Source organism: Allobosea sp. GW821-FHT10B12, from assembly GCF_059415545.1.
Genome location: NZ_JBWKNL010000014.1, coordinates 12,862 through 35,647, shown reverse-complemented (window position 1 = coordinate 35,647; position 22,786 = coordinate 12,862). Strand labels below are relative to the sequence as shown.

General features: G+C 65.7%; 23 protein-coding genes. 1 reads left to right on the top strand and 22 read right to left on the bottom strand.

Annotated features, from left to right (window positions below; genetic code table 11):
* From AC07O0_RS28405 to AC07O0_RS28350, 12 genes are all read right to left on the bottom strand, one after another.
* Positions 1-456 (bottom strand): DUF4381 domain-containing protein, encoded by a 456-nt coding sequence (locus tag AC07O0_RS28405; protein WP_494627917.1) that lies wholly within the window; start codon positions 454-456, stop codon positions 1-3.
* 26 nt (positions 457-482) lie between these two features.
* Entirely contained in the window at positions 483-1,481 is a 999-nt protein-coding gene (locus AC07O0_RS28400; RefSeq protein WP_494627915.1) for a DUF58 domain-containing protein, read from the bottom strand.
* 12 nt (positions 1,482-1,493) lie between these two features.
* Positions 1,494-2,477: an AAA family ATPase gene (locus tag AC07O0_RS28395; RefSeq protein WP_494627913.1), complete on the bottom strand. Its 984-nt coding sequence runs from the start codon at positions 2,475-2,477 to the stop codon at positions 1,494-1,496.
* Between the two features lie 90 nt (positions 2,478-2,567).
* Positions 2,568-4,202, bottom strand: coding sequence for an arylsulfatase (locus AC07O0_RS28390; RefSeq protein WP_494627911.1), 1,635 nt, complete (start codon positions 4,200-4,202; stop codon positions 2,568-2,570).
* A gap of 35 nt (positions 4,203-4,237) precedes the next feature.
* Positions 4,238-5,200 carry a formylglycine-generating enzyme family protein gene (locus tag AC07O0_RS28385; RefSeq protein ID WP_494627909.1) on the bottom strand — a complete coding sequence of 321 codons (963 nt, stop codon included), beginning with the start codon at positions 5,198-5,200 and terminating at the stop codon, positions 4,238-4,240.
* A gap of 31 nt (positions 5,201-5,231) precedes the next feature.
* Complete coding sequence (locus tag AC07O0_RS28380) at positions 5,232-6,236, bottom strand: HAD family hydrolase (protein ID WP_494627907.1); 1,005 nt, start codon at positions 6,234-6,236, stop codon at positions 5,232-5,234.
* A 38-nt stretch (positions 6,237-6,274) separates the two neighbouring features.
* Positions 6,275-6,451: a hypothetical protein gene (locus tag AC07O0_RS28375; protein ID WP_494627905.1), complete on the bottom strand. Its 177-nt coding sequence runs from the start codon at positions 6,449-6,451 to the stop codon at positions 6,275-6,277.
* On the bottom strand, positions 6,448-9,012 hold the full coding sequence (locus tag AC07O0_RS28370) for a spermidine synthase (RefSeq protein ID WP_494627903.1): 2,565 nt from the start codon (positions 9,010-9,012) through the stop codon (positions 6,448-6,450). The genes AC07O0_RS28375 and AC07O0_RS28370 overlap by 4 nt, the downstream gene beginning before the upstream one ends.
* Entirely contained in the window at positions 9,009-9,356 is a 348-nt protein-coding gene (locus tag AC07O0_RS28365; RefSeq protein WP_494628051.1) for an HdeA/HdeB family chaperone, read from the bottom strand. Before AC07O0_RS28365 ends, AC07O0_RS28370 begins: the two co-directional genes overlap by 4 nt.
* 74 nt (positions 9,357-9,430) lie before the next feature.
* Positions 9,431-11,050, bottom strand: a complete 1,620-nt coding sequence (locus AC07O0_RS28360) for an arylsulfatase (protein ID WP_494627901.1) — start codon at positions 11,048-11,050, stop codon at positions 9,431-9,433.
* A gap of 138 nt (positions 11,051-11,188) precedes the next feature.
* Positions 11,189-11,998 carry a hypothetical protein gene (locus AC07O0_RS28355; protein ID WP_494627899.1) on the bottom strand — a complete coding sequence of 270 codons (810 nt, stop codon included), beginning with the start codon at positions 11,996-11,998 and terminating at the stop codon, positions 11,189-11,191.
* 121 nt (positions 11,999-12,119) lie between these two features.
* A complete protein-coding gene (locus tag AC07O0_RS28350; protein WP_494627897.1) occupies positions 12,120-12,365 on the bottom strand; it encodes a hypothetical protein in 246 nt (81 codons plus the stop codon).
* Between the two features lie 311 nt (positions 12,366-12,676).
* On the opposite strand from AC07O0_RS28350, the gene AC07O0_RS28345 reads away from it, so the two are divergent.
* The gene (locus AC07O0_RS28345; RefSeq protein WP_494627895.1) at positions 12,677-13,555 is read left to right on the top strand and encodes a SphA family protein; all 879 of its coding nucleotides are present in this window, start codon (positions 12,677-12,679) and stop codon (positions 13,553-13,555) included.
* A gap of 124 nt (positions 13,556-13,679) precedes the next feature.
* Here AC07O0_RS28345 and AC07O0_RS28340 read toward each other — a convergent pair whose 3' ends face one another.
* The 10 genes from AC07O0_RS28340 to AC07O0_RS28295 form a co-directional block, all read right to left on the bottom strand.
* Entirely contained in the window at positions 13,680-14,261 is a 582-nt protein-coding gene (locus tag AC07O0_RS28340) for a hypothetical protein (RefSeq protein WP_494627893.1), read from the bottom strand.
* Between the two features lie 68 nt (positions 14,262-14,329).
* Positions 14,330-14,809: a hypothetical protein gene (locus AC07O0_RS28335; protein WP_494627891.1), complete on the bottom strand. Its 480-nt coding sequence runs from the start codon at positions 14,807-14,809 to the stop codon at positions 14,330-14,332.
* 171 nt (positions 14,810-14,980) lie between these two features.
* Entirely contained in the window at positions 14,981-15,382 is a 402-nt protein-coding gene (locus tag AC07O0_RS28330) for a hypothetical protein (protein WP_494627889.1), read from the bottom strand.
* 133 nt (positions 15,383-15,515) lie between these two features.
* Positions 15,516-17,006, bottom strand: a complete 1,491-nt coding sequence (locus tag AC07O0_RS28325) for a mannitol dehydrogenase family protein (RefSeq protein WP_494627887.1) — start codon at positions 17,004-17,006, stop codon at positions 15,516-15,518.
* A gap of 5 nt (positions 17,007-17,011) precedes the next feature.
* Positions 17,012-17,752, bottom strand: coding sequence for a glycerophosphodiester phosphodiesterase family protein (locus tag AC07O0_RS28320; protein WP_494627885.1), 741 nt, complete (start codon positions 17,750-17,752; stop codon positions 17,012-17,014).
* Positions 17,753-17,784: 32 nt separating this feature from the next.
* The gene (locus AC07O0_RS28315; protein ID WP_494627883.1) at positions 17,785-18,675 is read right to left on the bottom strand and encodes an ABC transporter permease subunit; all 891 of its coding nucleotides are present in this window, start codon (positions 18,673-18,675) and stop codon (positions 17,785-17,787) included.
* Positions 18,676-18,684: 9 nt separating this feature from the next.
* Positions 18,685-19,689, bottom strand: a complete 1,005-nt coding sequence (locus AC07O0_RS28310; protein ID WP_494627881.1) for an ABC transporter permease subunit — start codon at positions 19,687-19,689, stop codon at positions 18,685-18,687.
* Complete coding sequence (locus tag AC07O0_RS28305) at positions 19,673-20,986, bottom strand: extracellular solute-binding protein (RefSeq protein WP_494627879.1); 1,314 nt, start codon at positions 20,984-20,986, stop codon at positions 19,673-19,675. Before AC07O0_RS28305 ends, AC07O0_RS28310 begins: the two co-directional genes overlap by 17 nt.
* A gap of 161 nt (positions 20,987-21,147) precedes the next feature.
* On the bottom strand, positions 21,148-22,095 hold the full coding sequence (locus AC07O0_RS28300) for a sugar-binding transcriptional regulator (protein ID WP_494627877.1): 948 nt from the start codon (positions 22,093-22,095) through the stop codon (positions 21,148-21,150).
* A 4-nt stretch (positions 22,096-22,099) separates the two neighbouring features.
* Positions 22,100-22,774, bottom strand: coding sequence for an HAD family hydrolase (locus tag AC07O0_RS28295; RefSeq protein ID WP_494627875.1), 675 nt, complete (start codon positions 22,772-22,774; stop codon positions 22,100-22,102).
* Positions 22,775-22,786 lie beyond the last annotated feature (12 nt).

The window sequence follows — 22,786 nt, the reverse complement described above, 5'->3', positions numbered from 1 at the left end:
TCACGCCTCCTTTGCCGCCCGGCCGCGTTGTCCGCGGAGCCAGACCTTGGCCTGTACGACAAGCGCAGTCGTACCGATCGTGAGCTCGGCTGCTTGGGGAGCAAACAGGCTTGCCAGGCTTGTCGTGAGATCGGTCGTCTGCACACCGGCCGGCGTGGTTCGCGTGATGAAGCCGATCCAGGCCGAACCGGTCAGCGACGCCACTTCGTCGCGGCCATGACCGACGATCGCCGCGCGTTTCAGGATGCTCGAGAGCGCTTCGGCGATCTCACCATCACGTCGCGCCAAGGCGTCGATCTCGGCAGCTGCGCGCCGCAGATAGGCGTCGGCCCGGTAGCGCCGCAGCGCGCGCCAGCCAGCCACGGCCAGCATCGCCACCACCATCCCGCCGAGGACGCAGATACCGGCGGCGGGCGGCCAGAACGAGACCGGCTCCGGCAAAGCCAGATCGGCCATGTTGGCGAGGTCGCCGGGATCACTGCTCATGGCGCATTCCCGCCCAAGCCTGCCAGCCTCTGCGCCTGGCGCCGGCCGATCAACTCGCGCAATTGCGCGGCGACATCGCGGTCCGTGGAGATCGGCAGCACGGGGATGGCCCGGCTGCGCGACAGGGACGCAAGACGCGCGCGCCATCGCGTCCGCTCCTCGCTGAACCGCTGGCGGAGCGTTGCCGACGGATCGATCTCGATCTGCGCCGATCCGGAGCTGAAGATCGCCTGGCCGACATTCGGCAGCTCCTGCTCGAGCGGGTCGTGGATGAAGGCCGCCAGAACGTCGTTATGAGCGCACAGGCGCGTCACCAGGTGCTGAGTCTCGTCGTCCTCGCCAGCAACGTCGGAGATCAGGCAGATCAACCCGTCATGGGCGATCATCCGGGCCGCCGCGGCGAGCGCCTCGTTGAGCCGAGCAGCTCCAAGCCCGGCCGATGAGGGAGGTTTCAACGCAGTGTTCTGACGCACGACCTCCGAGAGGACGCGCACCACACCATGGTCGCGGCCCCGTGGGCTGATCGTGGCGATGCCGTCGTCGCCGAAGACGACCGCGCCGACACGATCGCCAAGCGAGGTCACCCGCCAGGCCGCGAGCGCTGCGGCCTCGGCGGCGGCGACCGATTTCATCATCCGCCGGCTGCCGAAGAACATGGTGCTGCGCTGATCGACCAGGAGCAGGACCGGCCGGTCGCGCTCCTCCGAATAGACCCGGACATGCGGGCTGCCGAGCCGCGCCGTCGCGAGCCAGTCGATGGTGCGGGTGTCGTCGCCCTCGAAATAGTGCCGCAACTCCTCGAAGTTCAGCCCACGCCCGCGCAGCCGCGAGGCATGGCGGCCCGCGAGCAGGCTATGCACTGGCTGATGCGGCTTGAAGCTGAAGCCATGGGCGCGATGCTTGAGACGAAGCAGCTCGTCGAGGGTCACGAAGGCGCGCGCCTCGCCCGCCGTCTTACGTCCGCCCGCCCCTGCCCGCTCCCGCGTCAGCGCCATGGTGCCTCTCCGCTAGATCGCGACGGCGACCTGCTTCATCACCTCGTCGAGCACCGCATCCGCATTCACGCCGTCTGCGCCCGCTTCATAGGCGAGTGCGACGCGATGCCTGAGGCAGTCGTGCATCACGGCCTGGACGTCCTCGGGCGTGACGTAGTCGCGCCCCTGCAGCCAGGCATGGGTCCGCGAGCATTTGTCGAGCGCGAGCGAGCCGCGCGGGCTCGCCCCGACTGCGATCCAGCTCTTGAGCTTGTCCCCGAATTCGGCCGGCCGCCGCGTCGCGGCGATGAGTGCGACCATATAGGTCTCGACGACCTCCTTCGTCGTGATCCGGTCGATCTCGGCCCTGGCCTGCAGGATCGTCTCCTGCGGGATCTTGGCTGGAGGAGACGCCGCGCCGGCTGACGCCGCCACATTCTCGGAGCGCACCAGCCGCATCACCTTCACCTCGTCGGCGTCGGAGGGATAGTCGATCCGGACATGCATGAGGAAGCGGTCCATCTGCGCTTCCGGCAGCGGATAAGTGCCTTCCTGCTCGATCGGGTTCTGCGTCGCCAGCACCATGAACAGCGGCGGCAGGTCGTAACTCTTGCCGGCCACCGTAACGTGGCGCTCCTCCATCGCCTCGAGCAGGGCTGACTGCACCTTGGGCGGGGCGCGGTTGATCTCGTCGGCGAGGATGAGGTTGCCGAAGATTGGCCCCTTGCGGAACTCGAAGCTGCCATCCTGGCGCAGGATCTCACCGCCGGTCACGTCGGAGGGCAGCAGGTCAGGCGTGAACTGGATGCGGCTGAATTCCGATTCGAGGTTCTTCGACAGGCTCTTGATCGCCCGGGTCTTGGCGAGGCCGGGCAGGCCCTCCAGCAGGACGTTGCCATTGGTGAGCAGCGCGATGACGATGCGCTCGACCACCCTTTCCTGCCCGATGATATCCTGGTTGATCCGGTCCTGAAGCTCCCGGACGGTATCGCGTGCTGTGGAACCCGTTCGATCCATCTCGCTGCCCCTTGACCGATCCAAGTGCGCCACCGCCGCCGCCGGAAAACGGCCCCATGCTGCTCATGCATGGGGCCGCCCTGGTTCAGATCAGCGAACGATGTTCGCTCGCAGTTGCTCTTCGATCTTGGTGAGATTGAACGAGCCGGGTGACTGGCTCGGCGGATAGTCTTTCATCGACTGCAGGAACTGCGCGGCGAGCCCCTGGATCGGAACGATCACGAAGACGCGGCTCAGGAACCAGTCATTGTAGACATTGGCGTTGTGCTGGGCCTTCTCGAACGGGTCGCGGCGAAGATGGAACAGCAAGGGCACGCGCAGTTCGGTGAAGGGCTCGCGCCAGACACCGAAGGCCTCGCCGCGGTTCTCCAGGAACACGACCTTCCAGTCCTCGTAGCGCGCCGCCACGACCTGGCCGTCATCGTTGACGTACCAGAATTCCTTGCGCGGCGACTCCTTCGTCTTCCCGCTGAGATAGTCGAGCAGGTTGTAGCCGTCGGGATGGGACCGGTAGCGGCGGCCGGCGAAATTGTCGCCCTTCATCAGGCGCTCCTTCGCGTCCGGCATGCCGGCGGCGGCCGCGAAGGTCATCATCCAGTCCTCATGCGCGACGATGCCGTTCAGCGTGGTCCCGGCCGGAAACTTGCCGGGCCAGCGAATGAAGGCAGGGACGCGGTAGGCGCCTTCCCAGTTCGAGTTTTTCTCGCTCCGGAACGGCGTGGTGCCGGCATCCGGCCAAGTGTTGTAGTGCGGGCCGTTGTCGGTGGAATAGAAGACGATGGTGTCGTTGGCGATGCCGAGATCGTCGATCTTCTTCAATAGCGTGCCGACCATGGCGTCATGCTCGACCATGCCGTCGCTGTAGTCGTCCTGGCCCGACTTGCCGCGGCTGGCCTCCTTGATGTGTGTGCGGAAATGCATGCGCGTCGCGTTCCACCAGCAGAAGAACGGCTTGTTCGCCTTGACCTGTCGATCGATGAAATCGATGGCGGCGGCGGAGGTTTCCTCGTCGATCGTCTCCATCCGCTTTTTGGTCAGCGGCCCGGTATCCTCGATCTTGCCGTCCGCGCTCGCCTTGATCACGCCGCGCGGGCCGAAGCGCCTGCGGAATTCCGGGTTCTTCGGATAGTCAGGGTTCTCCGGCTCCTCCTCCGCATTGAGATGGTAGAGATTGCCGAGGAACTCATCGAAGCCATGACGGACCGGCAGGTGCTCGTCGCGATCGCCGAAATGGTTCTTGCCGAACTGGCCGGTGGCGTAGCCCTTGTCCTTGAGCACGGCGGCGATCGTCGGGTCGCCCGCTTGCCAGCCTTCCTTCGCGCCCGGCAGCCCGACCTTGGTCATGCCGGTGCGCACCGGCACATTGCCGCCCATGAAGGCGGCGCGCCCGGCGGTGCAGCTCTGCTGCCCGTAATAGTCGGTGAAGCTGACGCCTTCACGGGCGATGCGATCGATATTGGGCGTCTGGTAGCCCATCATGCCGCGATTATTGTGGCTGATGTTCCAGGTGCCGATGTCATCGCCCCAGATGACGAGGATGTTCGGCGGCTTGCCGGATGCCGCAGCCGGCTGTTGCTGCGCCTGTGCGATCTGCACCGGCGTCGCCGCGCCGAGCGCCGAGGCGGCGGCCAGCGTCGTGCCGCCGAGCAGGATCTTGCGCCGGTTCACGGCGGTATCGTCTTTCGCAGGCGCAGGCTGGCAGGCTTGGTTCGGATCTGCGGTCATCGAACATCCTCCTTCTGCATGCTGGACTTGGTCGGTCAGGGCTCCGGCCTGACCACACACCGGAAGCCGACATGGCTCGTCGAGGTGTCCACGGGCTCGGCGTGGCGGGCGGCCGGGCGGTAGCGCCGGCAATAGCTCGGCGCGCACAGATGCGAGCCGCCTTTCAGGACCTTGCGGGGGATACGGATCGCCGGTTGGCGTGGGTCGTAGCTGTCGGCCTCGGGCCCGCCCCGCGGGTTCTGCGGCACGCAGCAGGCTTTCGGCGCATCGGCCTGGTGGCGGACCGACCAGAAATCGGCCGTCCATTCCCAGACGTTGCCGATCATGTCGTAGAGCCCGTAGCCGTTCGCGGGATAGCTGCGGACCGGCGAGGTCCGGGCCCAGCCATCCTCCTTGGTGTTCTCGTTGGGAAAATTGCCCTGCCAGATATTGGCCATGTGCCGGCCTTCCGGCGTGAGCTCGTCGCCCCAGGCGAATTCGGCGCCCTCGCGTCCGCCCCAAGCTGCGAACTCCCATTCCGCCTCGGTCGGCAGCGCCTTCCCCGCCCAGGCCGCATAGGCCTGCGCATCGCGATAGGCGACGTGGACGACCGGGTGGTCGTCCAGGCTCTTGATCGAGGAGCCGGAGCCATAGGGCTTGCGCCAGGTCGCCCCGAATTTGAACGTCCACCATTCTCCCCAGAGGCGCAGGTCGACCGGATGCGTCGGCGGGTTGAACATCAGCGACCCGGCCCGCAGCATGTGCGGCAGAGCGCCGGGATAGTCCTTCGGGTCCGGATCGATCTCGGCGAAGGTGACGTGACCCGTCGCCTCGACGAAGGCGCGGAACTGGCGGTTGGTCACCGGCGTCTCGTCGATCCAGAAGCCGTCGACGCTGACGCGATGGCTCGGCGCCTCCTCCGGATAGTGCTTGTCGGAGCCCATGCGGAAGGTCCCGCCCTCGATCCGCACCATGCCATCCGTGATCGGGCGCATCTCCTCGACTGCCGCATTCCTCATGGTTCGCGCCCCTGTGGTCGCTTGCCGGCCGTCATGGCCCCGGCAGATCCGGGAAGACGGTCTTCCAGTCGGCCTTCATATCGACGATGGTCCAGCCCTTGGCCTTGCCCTCGTCGAGCGCCTTGTCGAGCGTGCCGATCTTGCTCTTCCGGTCATAGGCCCATTCACGCTCGGCATCGGTGTGATGGATGATGAGCGCCAGCCTCGGTCCGTCGCCGGCCGCCGTGTACTGCAGCATCTGCAGGTCGCCGTCGGAATTGCCGAAGGCGAGGATCGGGCGCCGGCCGATGAAGCGGTTGATGCCGACCGGCTTGCCCGGCCCGTCGTCGATGAACTCGTTCTTCGCCTGCTTGAACAGCTCCGGCTTACCATTCGCGTCGAGGCGATAGCTGACGACCCCCGAGGACCCCACGACCTGCTCCGGCGGGATGCCATAGGCCTTCTCAGCGAAGACCCGCATGAACTCGACGCCGCCGCCCGAGACGATGAAAGTCTTGAAGCCGTTGGCGCGGAGATAGCGCAGCAAGTCGAGCTGCGGCTGATAGACCATCTCGTCATAACGCCGCTGCTTGGTCGGGTGCCGAGCCGTCTCCAGCCAGTTGCCGACGAGCTTGGCGAAGGCGTCGGTGGTCATGCCGGTATGTGTCGTCGCCATGGCCTGCAGCAGGCCCTTGCCATGATCGGCGGTCAGAGCCTTGAGATCGCGGGCGAGAACGGAGCGATAAGGCTCCTTGCCCTTGAGCTCGGGCTTCTCCCCGGCCAGCCGCCTGATCTCGTCGAAGGCGAACTGGACCTGGAAATAGACCGGCTGCTCGGCCCAGAGTGTGCCGTCATTGTCGAAGGTGGCGATGCGCTCGGCCGGCTTGACGAAGTCGGGCGCGCCCTCCTGCGTGACCTTGCGAACGAAATCGAGGATCGCCTGCTTGGCCTTGCCCTCGTTCCAGGACGGCAATGGGTCACTTTGCGCCAGAGCGCCGAGGCTCCAGCCAGACAGGACAACCAGGAGCGCTGCGACTGCTATACGCCGGCTCAACATCTACCCCTCCCCCGAAATCAGGTTGGCGCCAGCAGCCCTCACGACGCTGGCTGCGGCTGCGGGAAGCTCCACTTGCCGTTCTGGATCTCGGCACGCGGGCGATACGGCCACACGGTGTAGTTCCGACCCGGCATGGTCGGCAGGCAATTGGAGAGCTTGCCGTTGCGGCCGCCAAGCGGAGCCCTCTGATCTTGGGCATCGTCGAAACGGCTCATTCCCGTCCCCCTCCGCTGAACCAGCGAAAATATGCGTTGTCTGGCGCGGCCTGCGTGACCTGCCGCATCTGCCGCGCCCAGCGTGCCCTGTCCCCCGAATAGGCGGCGAGGCCGGCATCGTAGAAGGTGAGAAGGGTGTCGGTTTCGGCTGCGAGCGCCGTCCTGAAGGCGTCGTCGGCTCCAGCAACGGCGGGAGCGCGCTGCATGTCCATCAGAGCCGGCAAGGTCGTGGTCAACTCCTGGCGGCGGACCCAGCCGGCATACTCGATCCTGGGATCGTCATCGGTCACGGGCCGGGCGGCGCCGGCGTAGCGTTCCAGTCCCGCGCGATCGATCACGTAGGTCGCCAGCAAGGCAGCGGGAGAGGCGATGCCGACGTCTGCCAGGGCCTTCGCCACCTCCGGCTGCACGAGCCGGGCCGTAATCCGGGGTAGGTCGAGCGTGACGGGCTCTTGCGAGCCGATCAGCAGCATCTCGTGAAGCTCGCTGGTCCAGAGCGTCGCATGCGGGAAAACGCCGAGGAAGCTGCGGACCAGGGAACGGGTGTCCTCGTCGTTCTGGGTCGGCAGCGGCAGCCATTGTGCGACGAGGCCGCCCTCGACGAGGCGCGAGCCTGCGAGCGCATAAAAGTCGGTAGAATAGAGGTTCGTCACACCCGCGGCCGAGGGCGGAGGCGGTTCCAGCGTAATCAGATCGTAGCGGTCAGGATTGCGCAGGAGCTCGCGGCGTCCGTCGCGCAGCCGGATGTCGAGGCGTGGATCGCGCGTCGCGCCGAAATTGCCTTCGAAAGCGGAGGCCGCGCGCACGACGCTCGGCAGCAGCTCGGCGACGACGCGCCGTTCGAGGCCGGGATAGGTGAGAAGAGCGCCGGCAGTGATGCCGGTGCCGAAGCCGATCACCAGCGCCGATTTCGGTTCGCGATTGTGGATGATCAAAGGCAGCAGCGCCTGCAGACGCATATACCGCAGCGATGGCATGGCGTCGCCAGAGTTCGAGACGCCCTGGATGTAGAGGCGACGGAAACGGTTGGGGCCCGAACCGCGCTCGACAACCGCGACCGTACCGCCCAGGCCTTCCTCATAGGAGACTAGACTTGCCCCGCGTGCGCCCGGCAGCAGAGTGGCGAGCCGATCGCTGGGGAGAAGGATCGCCATCAGGCAAGTCGCTGCGCTGACCGCCAGCGCGGCGATCCAGACCTTCGAGGAGTCGCGCCGCTCGCGTAGGGCGGCGACGGCGCCGAGCACTCCAGCCGCGACGGCAAGGATGGCGAGCGTGCGCACGAGGCCGAGCATTGGCACGAGGACGAATCCGGTCAGGACGGTGCCGAGAATGCCGCCGAGCGTGTTGAGCGCGACGATCGTGCCGACGCCACGGCCAACCCGGTGGGGATCGACGATCAGTCGCAGCGCCGCGGGGAATGCCGCGCCGAGGAACAGCGTAGCCGGAAGGACCAGGCAGATGGCGGCAATGGCGAAGCGGGCGGACATGCCCGCGAACGCATCTCCGGTCAGCCGCACGACAATCGCTTCGATCACGCTTTGCAACTGGATCAGCCAGGGGCCGAGCACGGCGATCGCGAATGCAGCCGAAAGGCCGGCTCCGGCGATGAGCAGCCCGAAAACGCTCCACGGATGCCTGATGCGATCGGCCCAGCGGGCGTAGATGGCGGCGCCCAGCGCAAGGCCGGTCAAATAGGTCGCCAGTAGGACGGAGAAGGCGAAGCTGCGCGTGCTCATGAACGGCACGATGGCCTGCGACCAGACCACCTCGTAGCCGAGCGCGATTCCGCCCGCGATCGCATAGAGACCGATCGCAAGCAGCGCGGAGGCTGAGAAGCGGTTTTCCGTGGCCTCCGGCAATGCGGAAACAGAAACCGCAGCGCTCCTGCTCGAGGCGAGCGCCAGAAGAGCCGCGATCAGGCAGATCGCAGCCGCGACCAGGGCCGATCCGCGAATGCCCGCAGCCGGGATGACGACGAACGAGGCCAGCAGGGCGCCGGCGATGGCGCCAGCCGTATTGGCGGCGTACAGGCCCCCGCCGACGCGGCCGACATCCTCGCGCTGGCTGGCCGCGAAGCGCGTCAGCGCGGGTAAAGTGCCACCCATCAGCACCGCGGGAAGGCCGACGAGCAGGAAGACCATCGCCCAGCCGAGCAACGGGTTGGTCGCTTCGAGACGGGCGAAAAGCGGAGCGGCCTGCGACAGGCAAAGCGTCGTCAGGACGGCGAGAACAGCGACGCCAGCTTCGAGCGCCGCATAAAGGCGCAACGGCCGGGCGATGCGGTCGGCGATGCGGCCGAAGAGCAGGCCGCCGACGGCTAGGCCGGCAAAGAAGGCACTGACGCCGGTGGTGACGGCATAGACATCGATGCCGACCACCAGCGAAAGCTGCTTGATCCAGAGCACCTGGCAGATCAGCGCCGCGGTGCCCGAGAGCAACAGCAGGAACGCCGGAGCGGCGTTGCCGCCCGCGCGCGATTGCGAGGTTCCGGCCGGGGAACGCTGGGTTCTCCGGCCGGAGCGCGGTGGCACCGGGGCCCGCTCGATGCGTGCCAAGGTCATTTCTTGGTCTTCTCGTCCTTGAGGAGGACGTCGAGCGCGTGGATGATCTTCTTGTCGGGATTGGCCTTGCAGTAGACGATGAGCTGGTGCTCGCCGGCCTTCGCACGCGTGAGGTGCGCATAATGCTTCTTGGCGAGGCCGTTATACCAGCCGCTATACCATGCGGCCAGCATATCGGCGTCTTCCTGATAGGTGTTTGCGAGTTGGGCGCAGGTCAGTTCCTGCACGTTGATGAAACCCTCGGCGTCCGCATAGGCGGAAAGCTCGGTTGCGGCGTTGGCGGAAAAGGACATCGTCGCAGCCAGCGCTGCTGCGCCAGCGGTAGACGCGAGAAGACGGGTCATGGTCATGAGAAGAGCCTCATTGGGTTAGGCAGGGAAACGTACCGGCCGCCCCGGTGAGGCGGCCGGCGAAGCGATCACTCCAGACCGCGCTTCTTGAAGGACTCATCGATCTTCCGGTCGACCGCCTTGCGAATGCCTTCGATGCTGAAGGTCGCCGGCCGCTGGCTCGGCGGATATTCGGCGAAGGTCTCGAGGAACCCTCCCGCCCTCATCTGCGCCACGCCAACCATGTAGGCGTTCTCCGTCCGCCACTGATCGTAGCCACTGCCGGAGATCTCGGCGTGCTCGTAAGGGTCCATCCGCAGGTTGAACATCTTGGGCAGGCGCAGGGGGGTGAAGGGGTTCGCCCAGACATCCATCTGGCCAGCCTTTTCCTGCTTCTCGAAGACCATCTTCCAGTCGCCATAACGCATCGCGACGAGAGCCCCGTCGTCATTGAAATAATAGAACTCGTTGCGTGCGCTCTTGCCGGCCTTGCCCGTGAGGAAATCGAGCTGGTTGTAGCCGTCGAGATGGTTGCGGAAGCTGACTGTGCTGCCCTGCGGCTGCCAGCCCTTGAGGAGTCGTTCCTTCACATCCTTGTCGCCGGCGGCAGCGAGCAGGGTCGGGAACCAGTCGAGGCCAGAGACGATGCCGTTGTTGATCTCGCCGGCCTTGACCTGGCCTGGCCAGCGGATCATCGCCGGCACGCGGAAGGCGCCTTCCCAATTCGTGTCTTTCTCCGAGCGGAAGGGCGTCGTCGCCGCGTCCGGCCAGGTAAAGGCGTTGGGGCCATTGTCGGTGGTGAAGACGACGATCGTGTTGTTGGCGATGCCGAGATCATCGAGCGTCTTCAGGAGCTTGCCGACGTTCTGGTCCATCTCCCACATGCCGTCGCCATATTCGTTGCCCGGCATGCCGCTCTTGCCGCGGTACTCCGGCCGCACATGCGTGAAGACGTGCATGCGGGTGAAGTTCATCCAGGTGTAGAACGGCTTGTTGGCCCGTGCCTGGCGCTGCATGAAGTCGATCGCGGCGCCCGTGGTCTCATCGTCGACCGTTTCCATGCGCTTGCGGGTCAGAGGACCAGTGTCCTCGATCTTGCCGTCCGCCGAGGTCTTGAGCACGCCGCGCGGTGACATCGCCTTGACGAAGGCCGTGTCATCCTTCGGCCAGTAGGGCCGCTCCGGCTCTTCCTCCGCGTTGAGATGATAGAGATTGCCGAAGAATTCGTCGAAACCATGCGCGGTCGGAAGGTATTCGTCGCGATCGCCGAGATGGTTCTTGCCGAACTGGCCGGTGGCGTAGCCCAGTGGCTTCAAGGCCTGGGCGATGGTGATGTCACCCTTCTGCAGTCCGACGGTTGCTCCGGGAATGCCGACCTTGCATAGGCCGGTGCGCAGGCAGGACTGGCCGGTGATGAAGGTCGACCGGCCTGCCGTGCAGCTGTTCTCGGCATAATAGTCGGTGAACAGCATACCTTCCTTGGCGAGGCGGTCGATGTTCGGCGTCTTGTAGCCGACCAGACCGTGCGTATAGGCGCTGATGTTGGACTGGCCTACGTCGTCGCCGAAGATGATGAGGATGTTCGGCCGGGCCGAGGCGGGCTGGCTCGGCGCGGGTTGCGCCTGCGCCGGCATCGCCGACAGTCCGAGCCCGACCACGAGGCCCACCGCGGCGAGGAATTTATGGCGTCCCGATACTTGGCTTCCCATGAGACACTCCCGATTGCGGATCCGTCGCCGGGCACTGCACGTCTGCAAGAACGCAAGCCTGAGCGCGCGACACCGAACGGTCGCACGCGCGTACGGGGCGCTTAAGGCTGTAACTGTATCACCCGACCTGTCGCAGCCTCAGCGGGCCGCGACCACCGCTGAAATCGATTTCACTGCGTTATCGGCGAGCTCGTCGATCAGCTCGAAGCACGGCGTCGCCTTCGCGAGGAAGTCACGGAAGCCCGACGCCAGGACTTCACCGTTGCGCAGATCGCTGAAGCGCCAGGAGTAGCGGCGGCGTTCCACCAAGGGGCGCACCGCGATATCCAGCGAATAGGTCTCGCCGGGATGCGCGAAGAGATCGTGGATGGCGCCGGAGGCTGCACTACGTTCCACAGAGGGAACGACGAGCGTCTTGAAGCGCGCCCCGCGCAGCAGTGGGAGCAGTGCATCCGTGAAGAGCTCGCCGCGCAACTCGGTCTCGGGATCGGCCCGGTCGGAGTGGTCGTGGATGACCACAGCTGCGGCTGTTCCTTCCGGCGCAATCGCGGCTCCGGTTTCGCTCTCGCCCGTCGCATGCGGCAAGCCGGGCGACCACGCGAATGTCGGTACATAGCTCCCGCGCGGTATTGTGATCCTGACGCGGTCCTCGAGCCCGGCGCCATCATAATAAGTGGTCAAGGCCGAGCGCAGGCGCGTCGCCTCGATGCGCACGATCGGATCGATCGTCGGGTCGAAGCTGTCGTCCCGCCCGAAGACGTCGACGCCGATCGAATACGCTTTGATTCGGTCGGACCGTCCTTCGATCGTCTGCGTCACGACAAAACTGAGGAATCGCCTATTACGTTCGGATATCCTGAGCGATTCAGTGCCAACTAACGCTTGGAGAGCTGACAGTACTTCATCAGGCGGAGGCTCTTCGCCTTGCGCCGACATCTTTTCGTCCATTGCCCCGCCTCCAAAGCCTGGACAGAAAAACATCTCTCGCCGATCGACGTAACAATGGCGCAACCATAGATAGATTGACAAGGCGCGCGCCCGCGCTCGGTCGTCGCCGAGAGCGACTAGGTTAGGAAATTCTTTCGAGGATGTCTTGCTCTGTCGCCGATGCGAGCGTGTTGTATTCCTCGGCGCGTTCCCGGCCGACGGCCGCCGGCGATTTCGCCCAGTAGGCGGCCGCCTCGCAGGCGGCCTCGTAAGCCTCGCACAATTCCACCAGGCGGGGATCGTGGCCGCATTTCTCGCGCAGGATAGCCCGCCGGTCCGGCCAGCGGAGCATCAGGCGGGCGAGCCCTCGTTTTTGCGCCTGTTCCATGCGGGTGTCCGTCGCACCGTGAGGCGTGCCGAAAGCATATACTCACGCAACGCCACCGCGGATGCAGTCGTAACAGTTTCAGGATTTATCGCACCGCCCACGCTCGCGTTTACCTCCTCGGGTTGACGCTCCCGGCTGAATCGTCGGACGCTCCGTTCTCGTGACAGGGGGCGCAGATCATGAAGCGATTCCGAACCGCTCTCGTTGGCGCAACGACCTTTCTCTGCGCGAACCTGGTCCATACGCAGCTTGCCGCGACCGAAGGCGGCGCGAGCCTCTATCTCCCGGGACTTCGCGGGCCGGGAGCAGGTATGCTGCCACCGCCCGGCTTCTATTTCGAGAATGACTTCTACTCTTACTCCGGCCGCCTTTCCGCCCGGACGCAGACGCAGCTCGGCGGCGCCGTGCTCGCCAACGTCAAGGTCGAGGCCCGCGCCAATTTCATGACCCCGACCTGGGTCACGCCGCTCGAGATCTTCGGGGGCAATCTCGCCTTCGCCGTTTCCGTTCCCTTCGGCACGCCGCGGATCAGCGCCGGCGCGGTGGTCGCCGCGCCGCGTCTTGGCCGCGCTATCGGGGTCAGCGCCCACGATGCCACCTTCAACCTCGGCGATCCGATCCTCTCCAGCTTCATCGGCTGGCATGCCGGCAATTTCCACTGGCAGGTCGGTGGCTCGCTCAGCATCCCCGCCGGCGCCTACCAGGACGGCGAGCTCTCCAATCTGGCATTCAACCGCTGGATCGGCGACATCTTCGCCGCCGCCACCTGGCTAGACCCGAAGATCGGCCTCGACATCTCCGCCACCGTCGGCTTCGAGATCAACGGCAAGAACAAGGATACCGATTATCGCAGCGGCAACGCCTTCCACGCCGATCTCGCGATCACCCAGTATCTCAGCAAGGAGTTCTCGATCGGCCTGATCGCCTCGCATTACCAGCAGGTCAGCGGCGATGGCGGCAGCGGTGCAACGCTCGGCCCCTATAAGGGCCGCACCACCGCCGTCGGCGGCTCGATCGGCTATAATTTCAGCGTCGCCGGGACGCCGGTGGCGGCCCGGCTCAAGGTGCTGCGCGAAGTCAGCGTCGAAAACCGGCCGCAAGGCACGATCGCTTTGGTCAGCCTCGCCTTCCCGTTGGGGGGTGTCGCAGCTCCCGCCGCGCAGCCGCCGTCAAAGGTTCTCAAGCCCTGAGGCGCGGGCTCAATCAACATCATGGCCAGATGAGGCTCCGAACGCGGCCTGGAGCACCGGCCGCACGGCAGCGCCTCGGCACAGCGGCCGAGGCGACAATGGCAACCTTTAAAACCGGGCGCGCTCAGCTGAGACTGATGTAAAAGGCTTCGGCAAGGCTGAGATCGACCATATCGCCCCGGCGCAGTCGCTGCAGCTCGGCCTTGATGGCCGGATCGGCCACTTTCAGCGAGCGCGGACCGAACGGGCCGACATAGCTCACGACACTGTTGGCCGCATCGAAGCGCTCGAATCGCGCCGTCAGCGTGATGGAGCGCACGACGAACCGATCCGGCAGGTTCTGGAACTGCGGCTCGCTCGCCGCTTCCGTATAGGTGATCGCCGGGCGGGCGCCGCGCTTGCTGCGCCCGATATCGAGCAGCACGCCCTCGACCCGCCGGATCTCGACCATGTCGCCTTCGCGGACGCGCTCGAGATTGCCGAAGGCCGGCGGGACGTCGACGCGCCAGGTGTTGCGGTTCTGCTCGACGACGACCGAACGATTGGGCCGGTCGATCGAGATCACGCGGACATTGAGGCGCTCGATCTCGACCGGCCCGACGCCGGCGACGACGACGGTCTGGCTGGTGATCTCGGGGCCGGTGGCGCAGCCCGCGACGCCCGCCGCGAGTGACAGCGCGACGATCAGGCCAAGATGCTTCGACATGAAAACCTCCGATTTGGATGGCGCCGATTATGGGCTCGACTCGGTTCCTCTTCTGACTGCGACCATGCTCAGGGCGGGCAGACGTCCCAGAAGCCCTGTGTGCGTTGCGCGTTGGTGTAGAACCAGCAATAGCCCGGCGCTGGCGGCTGCGAATTGGCGTAGGCGGTGGCGGCCGCAGCGGTCGCGAAGCCGATCGCCGCGCCCGACGCCACCGCCAGCCCCGGATGCCACCAATAGCCGGCCGGGCGAACCCAGGGCCGCACTGGCACCGGCCGATAGCCGGGACGCACGACCGCGCCTCGCCCCGCAACGACGTTCCCTCTTGGGCCGCGGGCAACGTATCCCCTGCCGGCTACGGCGCCGCGCGGCCCGCGCGCAGCATAGCCCCGCCCGGCGATCGCGCCGCCTCTCGGGCCAACCGCGACGCCGCCTCGGGCGACGCCCCGGCGGAATTGTACCGTCTCGACGAGCTCCGGCGCGGCGCTTTCGAGGCCCGGCACGATCAGTGTGAGCGCGTTTGCATCATGCGGCACGAATGGAGACAGCATCAGCGCCACGGCCAAGGTCCTCGCGACAAGACCAATTGTTGGTGCTGCCTGCAGGCGACAGGCTGCTTTCACGCTCGGGAATGCCATCATCTCACCTCCTCCTACGCTGGTCAGTCTTCCGAACCGCGGCAAAGGCGAGTGCGACGCCATGCTCGTGCGGCAATCGACATCTCATTTGTCGCAGCGGTGATAGCTCGTCTCGACTTCCGGAAACTCCGGATCGAAGCGCACGAGGTCGCCATCGGGCTTGAAGCGGACCGAGACGCTCATCGTCTCGAAAAGGATTTCGGTCTCGCAGCCGAGCAGGACGGTCAGCACATCGCCCTTCTGCTTCGATGAGATCACATCGCAGCTGGCATGCGCGCCGCGGACATGCTTGCCGCTCGCGATGAAGCCCGACCAGCCCTCGGCCGAGCGCTTGCTGAAGACCAGCCGGCCATTGCGCTTGGCAAAGACCTGATCGCAGCTCGCGGCACTGGTCGCCCAAGCGCCTTGCAGGCGTTCGACCGCCAGGGCCGGATTTCCGATGACCGTCGCGGCTGTGACGAACAGCGCCACTGCCAGGCGCTTCATGCCTCGTTTCATGCCCTTACCCGCTGGCTTGCCAGTCCGATCGCCCTGCCTCGGGCGCCGTCACGAGCAATATCTTCGGACGGATTGGAGAAGCTCGGAAGCGGTTTGGAGGCAGTAACTGTTACAGCCGAAATCAGGCCGGGAGCCCGCTCGATCTGCAGTAGCGCTCCAGCACGCTTCTGGTTCCCTCGTTCCAGATTGCTTGTAGAGCCTCGCAAAAGGTAGCCCGGAAGCGCCCCTGCTGCGCCAGCTCGCCGTAGATGTCCGGCATCTCGAGCCAGGCAGCGGGCTCCGCCTTCGCCATGCGGGCGCGTTCCGTTAGCCGCGGCCAGATCGGATCATTCTCCGCGATCGGCCGGCCGTTTTCGCTCTCGCCATAGCAGTAGCGACACCAGAGCACGCAGACGAGGGCGAGCCCCTCGATCCTGCGCCCGCCTCGAAGCGCATCGCGCAGCGTCGGCAGGATGAACTTCGGCTGGCGGTTCGAGCCGTCGAAGCAGAGTCGGCGAATGGTGTCGCCGATCGCCGGATTGGCGAAGCGCCGTTCGATCGTCCGCTTGTATTCTCCAAGGTCGGTGCCAGGTACGGGCGGAACGAGCGGCGCCACCTCGTCGTCGAGCAAGACCGACAGGAAACGGGCGATCAGAGGATCCTGCATCGCCTCGTGGACGAACGTGATGTCAAGCAGGCCGGCGGGATAGGCGATCGCCGCATGGCCACCATTGAGGATACGCAGCTTCATCAGCTCAAAGGGCGCGACATCGCCGACGAACTGGACGCCGACCTCCTCCAGCCTCGGCCTGCCGGCCGGAAAGCGGTCTTCCAGCACCCATTGCCGGAAGTCCTCGCAGAAGACCGGGCGGCGATCCTCGATGCCGAACTCGTCACGCAGCCTGTCGCGTTGTGCCGGCGAGGTCGCCGGCGTGATCCGGTCGACCATTCCATTCGGGAATGCGACGTTCTCCCTGATCCAAGCCGCGTCGGAGCGATCGACCAGCTCGACCAGCCCCGAAACCGCCGCCTGCGCGACATGACCGTTGCCCGGAAGGTTGTCGCAGGACATCACCGTGAAGGGCGCGATGCCGGCGGCGCGACGCTGCAGCAGCGCCGTCGCAATGAGGCCGAAGGCGGTCTTCGGGCGCCGCAGCAGGTCGGCAGCATCGGCAAGGATGTCGGGATGATCGGCAGCGAAGGCCTGCGTCGCCGGATCGATATAGTAACCGCCCTCGGTGACGGTCAGCGAGACGATGCGGATGCGTGGATCGATGAGCTTCGTCAGAACCGCTTCGGTGTTCCCCGGCGCAAGAAAATCGAGCATGGGCGCGATGATGCGCGCCTGCGAGGACGAAGCGTCCTGCGCCACCACGGTGGTCAGGAAATCCTGCGCCGCGAGGTCGTCGCGCATCTCGGCATCACTCTCGCGCACGCCCGCGCCAATCAGCCCCCAGTCACGATCGAGGCCCCGCTCGAAGAGCTCGTCGAGATAGACCGCCTGATGCGCGCGGTGGAAATTGCCGACGCCGATATGGACGATGCCGGGCGAGAGCTCCCCCGGCTGGTAACTGGGGACCGCAACGGGGCCGGTGATGGCGGCCAGCGTCGCACGCGAGAGCCTGACCGCCATCGGCGTCACTTCGTTCGGGCAGCGACCAGCTGCTGGACGAGGTCCGGCCGGTCGCTGGTGATCTGCGAGACGGGCTGGCCAAGCCAGAAGTCGATGTCGCCGACCGTGTTCGGCACCCAGACGCCGAGACGCCCGCGCCCGACGATGCCAAGCGCCTGGTCGAGCGTGAGGCGCAGCAGCGATTGCTCGACAGCGATGATGCAACCGAGATCAGTGAAGCGCTTCAGCGTCCGCTCGATACCGCCGTATGCCTCGCAGGAGCGCCGGTCGACCGAGGCGAGACGGCGCAGCTTTGGCGCCTTCGCTTTGATCTCCTCGATCACCTCCGGCACGAAGCAGGTCAGCACGACGCGCGAAGCCAGTCCGCGCTCCTCGACCAGCGCGACCACCTTGTCGAGCAGGCCGGGATAGGGGCTGCCGAAGGCATCCATCTTCATCTCGATCTCGAGCTCGATCCCGGTCGGGCCGAAGACGTCGAGCACGGCAGACAGGGTCGGGATCGTCTCGCCGAGCGTGTCGCGCAGCTTGACCTTGCGCAGTGCCTCGCGGTCGAGCCTGCCGATCGGCCCCTTGTGATCGGTGGTGCGGTCGAGCAGCGGATCGTGGATCACCATGATCTCGCCGTCGCTGGAGAGATGCACGTCGAGCTCGACGGCGTCGACCTTGAGGTCGCGGGTATTCCTGAAGCCGGAGAGGCTGTTCTCGGCCCAGAGGTTGCGCGCGCCGCGATGCCCGATGATCCGCATGGTCGAAGTCCCGTCGTCAAAAACTGCGTTGGCTATTTGCCGCTGTCGACCAGCCCCTTCACGAACCAGCGCTGGAGCAGCAGGATCACGATGGTCGGCGGCAGCATGGTGAGGAAGGCCGCGTTCATCAGCACATGCCAGGTCGGCAGCGAGTCGCTCTGCGGCATCAGCTTCTTCAGCCCGATCACGGCGGTCGCCATGTCGGGATCGGTGGTGAGCAACAACGGCCAGAGATACTGGTTCCAGCCCATCAGGAAGAGGATGATCGCCAGTGCCACGATGTTGGAGCGCGACAGCGGCAGCAGGATCAAGCGGAAGAACTGCCAGGGGCTGGCGCCGTCGATGCGCGCGGCCTCACAGAGCTCGTCCGGCACGGTCAGGAAGAATTGCCGGAACAGGAAGGTCGCCGTCGCCGAGGCGATCAATGGCAGGATCAGGCCGGAATAGGTGTTGACCAGGTTCCAGTCGAGCTCGACCAGCGCCTGCCAGCCCAGCCAGCCGCCGAGGATGTTGAGCGGCAGTGCGACATTGGCGGCCGATTCATAGGTCGGCACGATGCGGACCTCGATCGGCAGCATCAACGACATGAAGATCAGCCAGAACGCCGTCAGCCGGAACGGGAAGCGGAAATAGGTGACGGCGAACGCAGCGATCAGCGAGACCACGAGCTTGCCGAGCGTGATGCCGCAGGCGACGATGAAGGAATTGAGCAGAAGCTTGCTGAATTTCGCGCTGCTCAGCACGGTCTGCATGTTCGCAATGAACTGGTCGCCCGGTAGCCAGGACAGCGGGACCTGCATGATCTCCTGCTGCGACTGCGAGCCGGTGACGAAGACGAAATAGATCGGCAGGCAGACGATCGCCGCGCCCAGCACCAGGATGGCGTGGCAGACGATGTCGAGAACGGGGGTGCGCTCGTTCATCGCCCTTCCCTAGACGCTGTAGTTCACGCGCCGCTCGATGAAGCGGAACTGCGCGAAGGTGAGTGCGAGCGCCAGTGCCATCAGCACGACCGATTGCGCAGCCGAGGAACCGAGATCGAGCGTGACGAAGCCGTCCTGGTAGACCTTGTAGACCAGGATCGAGGTGGTGCCGGCCGGTCCGCCGCGAGTGGTCGCATCGACGATCGCAAAGGTCTCGAACAGGCCGTAGACGAAGTTGATCACGACCAGGAAGAACAGGGTGGGCGAGATCATCGGCAGCGAGACGCGCAGGAAGCGCTGGATCGGCCCGGCGCCGTCGAGATAGGCCGATTCCAGGATCGATTGCGGCACCGACAGCAGCGCCGCGACGAGGAAGATGTAGTTGTAGCAGATATGCTTCCATGAGGCGGCCATGACGATCAGCGCCAGGGCATGGCCGGAATTGCGGTTCGGGTCCCAGTCGAAGCCCAGCCCCTGCAGAATCTGGGCGACCGGGCCGACGCGTGGATTGAACAGGAAGGCCAGCATGATGCCGGCGATCGCCGGCGCGATCGCATAGGGCAGCAGCAGGATGGTGCGGTAAGCGCCGCGGCCGCGCGCGATGTGGTTGGTCGCGAAGGCGAGCACGAGCGCGAGCGACAGGGTCAGCAGGTTCTGCGCCAGAGTGAAGAGCACCGTTACCTGCGCAGACGACCAGTAGACGCCGCTGCGGAACAGCCGCTCGAAATTCTGGAAGCCAACCCATTGCGTCGTCGCGCCGAACGGGTCGGTGAGCTGGAAGGCCTGGAGCAAGGCCCGCACCGAGGGGATGAAGAAGAACAGCAGGAGGATGAAGAGCTGCGGCGCCAGCAGCCAGAACGGCAGCCAGCTGCCGGTGAAATGCGCGCGCTTCAGCCCGCTTTCCGCCTGGCCGCCCATGATCGGGGCGACTAATCGCCGCCGCAGCGGCCAGCGGAGACGTCGCGCGTCTCCGCTGGCCGGCAGCGCGAGGCCTTCGCTATTTCTTGCCAGCATTGAGCTGCTCGTAGCGGCGCAGCGCTTCGTTGCCGCGGTTCACCGCGTCGTCGAGCGCCTGCTGCACCGGCTTGCGGCCGAGGAAGGCAGCCGAGACCTCCTCCATGATCGCCACATTGATCTGGTTGCTGTTGCCGATCCGGAAGCCGAGCGAGTTGTCACTGGGCGTGCCACGCATCAGCTGGACGACGGCGATCGCCCGCGTCGGGCTCTTGTCGTAGTAGCCCTGCGCCTTGGCGGCCTCATAGGCGGCGACTGTCACCGGGACATAGCCCGTGGCCTGGTGCCACCAGACCTGCGTGTCGGTCTGCGCCAGGAAATTGTAGAAGGCGGCGACCGCCTTGTACTTCTCCGGCGTGTGGCCTTTCAGGGTCCAGAGCGCCGCGCCGCCGATGACGCTGTTCCTCGGTGTCACGCCCTGCTCATAGGGCAATTCGATCGCGCTCCAGTCGAACTTGGCGGCGGCGACCACGGCGGCATGGGCAGCAGTCGAGGCGATGATGGTCGAGCACTCGCCGGAGGTGAAGAGCTGGACCGGGACGACGCCCTGCCCCGCGATCTGCATCACGCCCGAGCTGACCAGGCGCTTCATGCGCTCGACCTGGCCGACGAGCTTGCCCTTGTTGAAGACGAAGGAGGTGTCGAGCCCATCCATGCCGTTGCGCCTGGTCGCATACGGGATATCGTTCACCGCGCTGTAGTTCTCGAGGAAGCTCCACTCATAGTCGCCGGGCAGCACCATCGCGCATTTCGACACGCCCTTGGCCTTGATCGCGTCGAGCTGCGGCTCGAGCTCCTGCCAGGTCGCGCCGGGCTTGTCGAAGCCAGCGGCTTTGAAGTGGTCGCGGTTGTAGAACAGGATCGGCGTCGAGGAGTTGAACGGCATCGCCTGCAGCTTGCCGTTCACCGCGTAGTAGCCAACCACCGGCTTGATGAAGTTCGACCAGTCGATCTTGTAGCCCTGCTCGGTCATCAGCTCGGCGGTCGGGATGATCGCGCCCGAATTGACCATGGTCAGGAAGGAACGCTCGTTCGACTGGACGATCTCCGGCTGCCGCTTGGCCCGGTAGGCCGCGATCGTGCCGTTCAAGACCTCGTCATAGGTGCCCTTGGCGATCGCCTTGACGACATAATCCTTCTGCGAGTCGTTGAACTTCTTGACGACCTCGTCGACGCGCTCGCCGAGGGCGCCGCTCATCGCGTGCCAGAACTCGATCTCCGTTGCGGCCCGGGCGGGCGACAGCCCCGCCAGCATCAGGGCGGCCGCGCCCGCTATCGCACCATGGAAAGGTCGCATAAAAAGCCTCCCTCGTGAAATGTTATGCGAGCATATGCTCTTTATTGAAGCATATGCTCGCACACAGGTATTCTATGTCAACCGCCCGTGACAGGGCGATGACGACACGCGGAGACATCGCGCAGCGAGCGTTCCAAGAGATCAGGGAGGGTTTGCGGCGCTCAGTCGCCCAGCAGGGCGCGCGCCGTCTCTTCGTCGGTGATCAGGCCGTTGACGATGCGCCCGGCGAGGGCCGCGCGCAGCGGCGTCACCTTCGCGGCACCATGGGCGATGCAAATCCGCAGCCGATCGCTGCCCGGCTCAGGCGGCACGCTGGTGACGCGCCGGTTCAGGCCCTGGTCGAGCACCCTGCCCTCGCCATCGAAGGCCCAGCCGGTCACCTCGCCGACGGCCCCGGCGCGAACCAGCTCGAGCAATTCGCTGCGGGTCATGAAACCGTCGCGGTGGAGCACGGCATCGTCGCCGATCTGGCTGATGCCCATCAGCCAGAGATCGGCCTCGCCGGCGATCGCGCGAATCCGCCGGACCGACTCGATCTCGATCAATTGCGCCCGCTCTTCCGGGCTGGAGACATAGAGCGGCAGCGGCATCGGGAAATGCTGCGCCTTGGTGATTTCGGCCAGCTTGACCAGCGTGTCGAACCGGCTCGCCGAGCCGTCCGGCGAGATCGTGCCGACGAGCGAGACCAGCCGGTGCAGCGGGCAGGACATCGGCGAGACGCGCTCGATGCTGGCGCGCATCGAGCGGCCGGTGCCGAGCGCCATCACCAGCGACTTGCGCGAGCGCAACCAGCGCTCGATCAACAGCCCGCCGAGGGAGGCGACACCGGAGGCAGCCGTTTCGGCCGAACCGTCGGCCGGGGCAATATCGCAATGCTGCAATTCGAAGCAGTCGCGCAGACGGGCCGCGAGATCCATGCAGTCGGCGATCGGGTGGTTCATCCGGAAGCTGATCAGCCCCTCGCTGCGACAAAGCGAGACCAGGCGCTGCGCCGCCGGCCGCGAGATGTTCAGGATCTGGGCGATGTCTTCCTGGGTCCGGCCGGCGATATAATAGAGCCAGCCGGCGCGGGCGGCATCGTCGAGGCGGGCATTGTCTCCGTCGGCCATGCGCTCAATCCGCATCCTGCATCGCAAGCTCCCGCCAGGAACCGAGCAGCCGGTCGGCACCCGCCTCGATCAGCGACTGGCGCTGGTCGAGCACGGAGAAGTGACTGCCGGCGGCAAGGCCGAATGCCGTCATACCGGCAGCCTTGGCCGCCTTGACGCCGCTGACACTGTCCTCGACGACGAGGCAGCGCTCCGGCGCGAACCCACGCTCGGCCGCCGCCAGCAGGAATAGATCAGGCGCAGGCTTGCCCCGCCTCACCCGCGTCGTGCTGAAGATCCGCCCCTCGAACAGATCCCAGAATCCAACCCGGCGGAGGCAGAACTCGATACGCTCCTCGTCGCTGGACGAGGCGACACAATAGTCGGCATCGAAGGCCTCGACCGCCTCGCGCACGCCGGCGATCGGCTGCAGATCCTTCGCGAAGGCACTGAACAACCGCGCGCGCCAGTCCCGCCTGAAGCTGCCGGGAACGGGCCCGCCGGTCATGCGCTCATAGTCCTCGATCACCGCGCTCGCCGGCCGCCCGAGATAGCGGCGCATCACATAGGGCAGATCGTAGCCGGGATCGAACGGCGAGAGAAGATCGACCAGGAGCCCGCAACTGATCGTTTCACTGTCGACGAGCACGCCGTCGCAATCGAGGATGACGAGGTCGAATGGCGAAGATTGGCGCGTCATGGAGCAACAAAG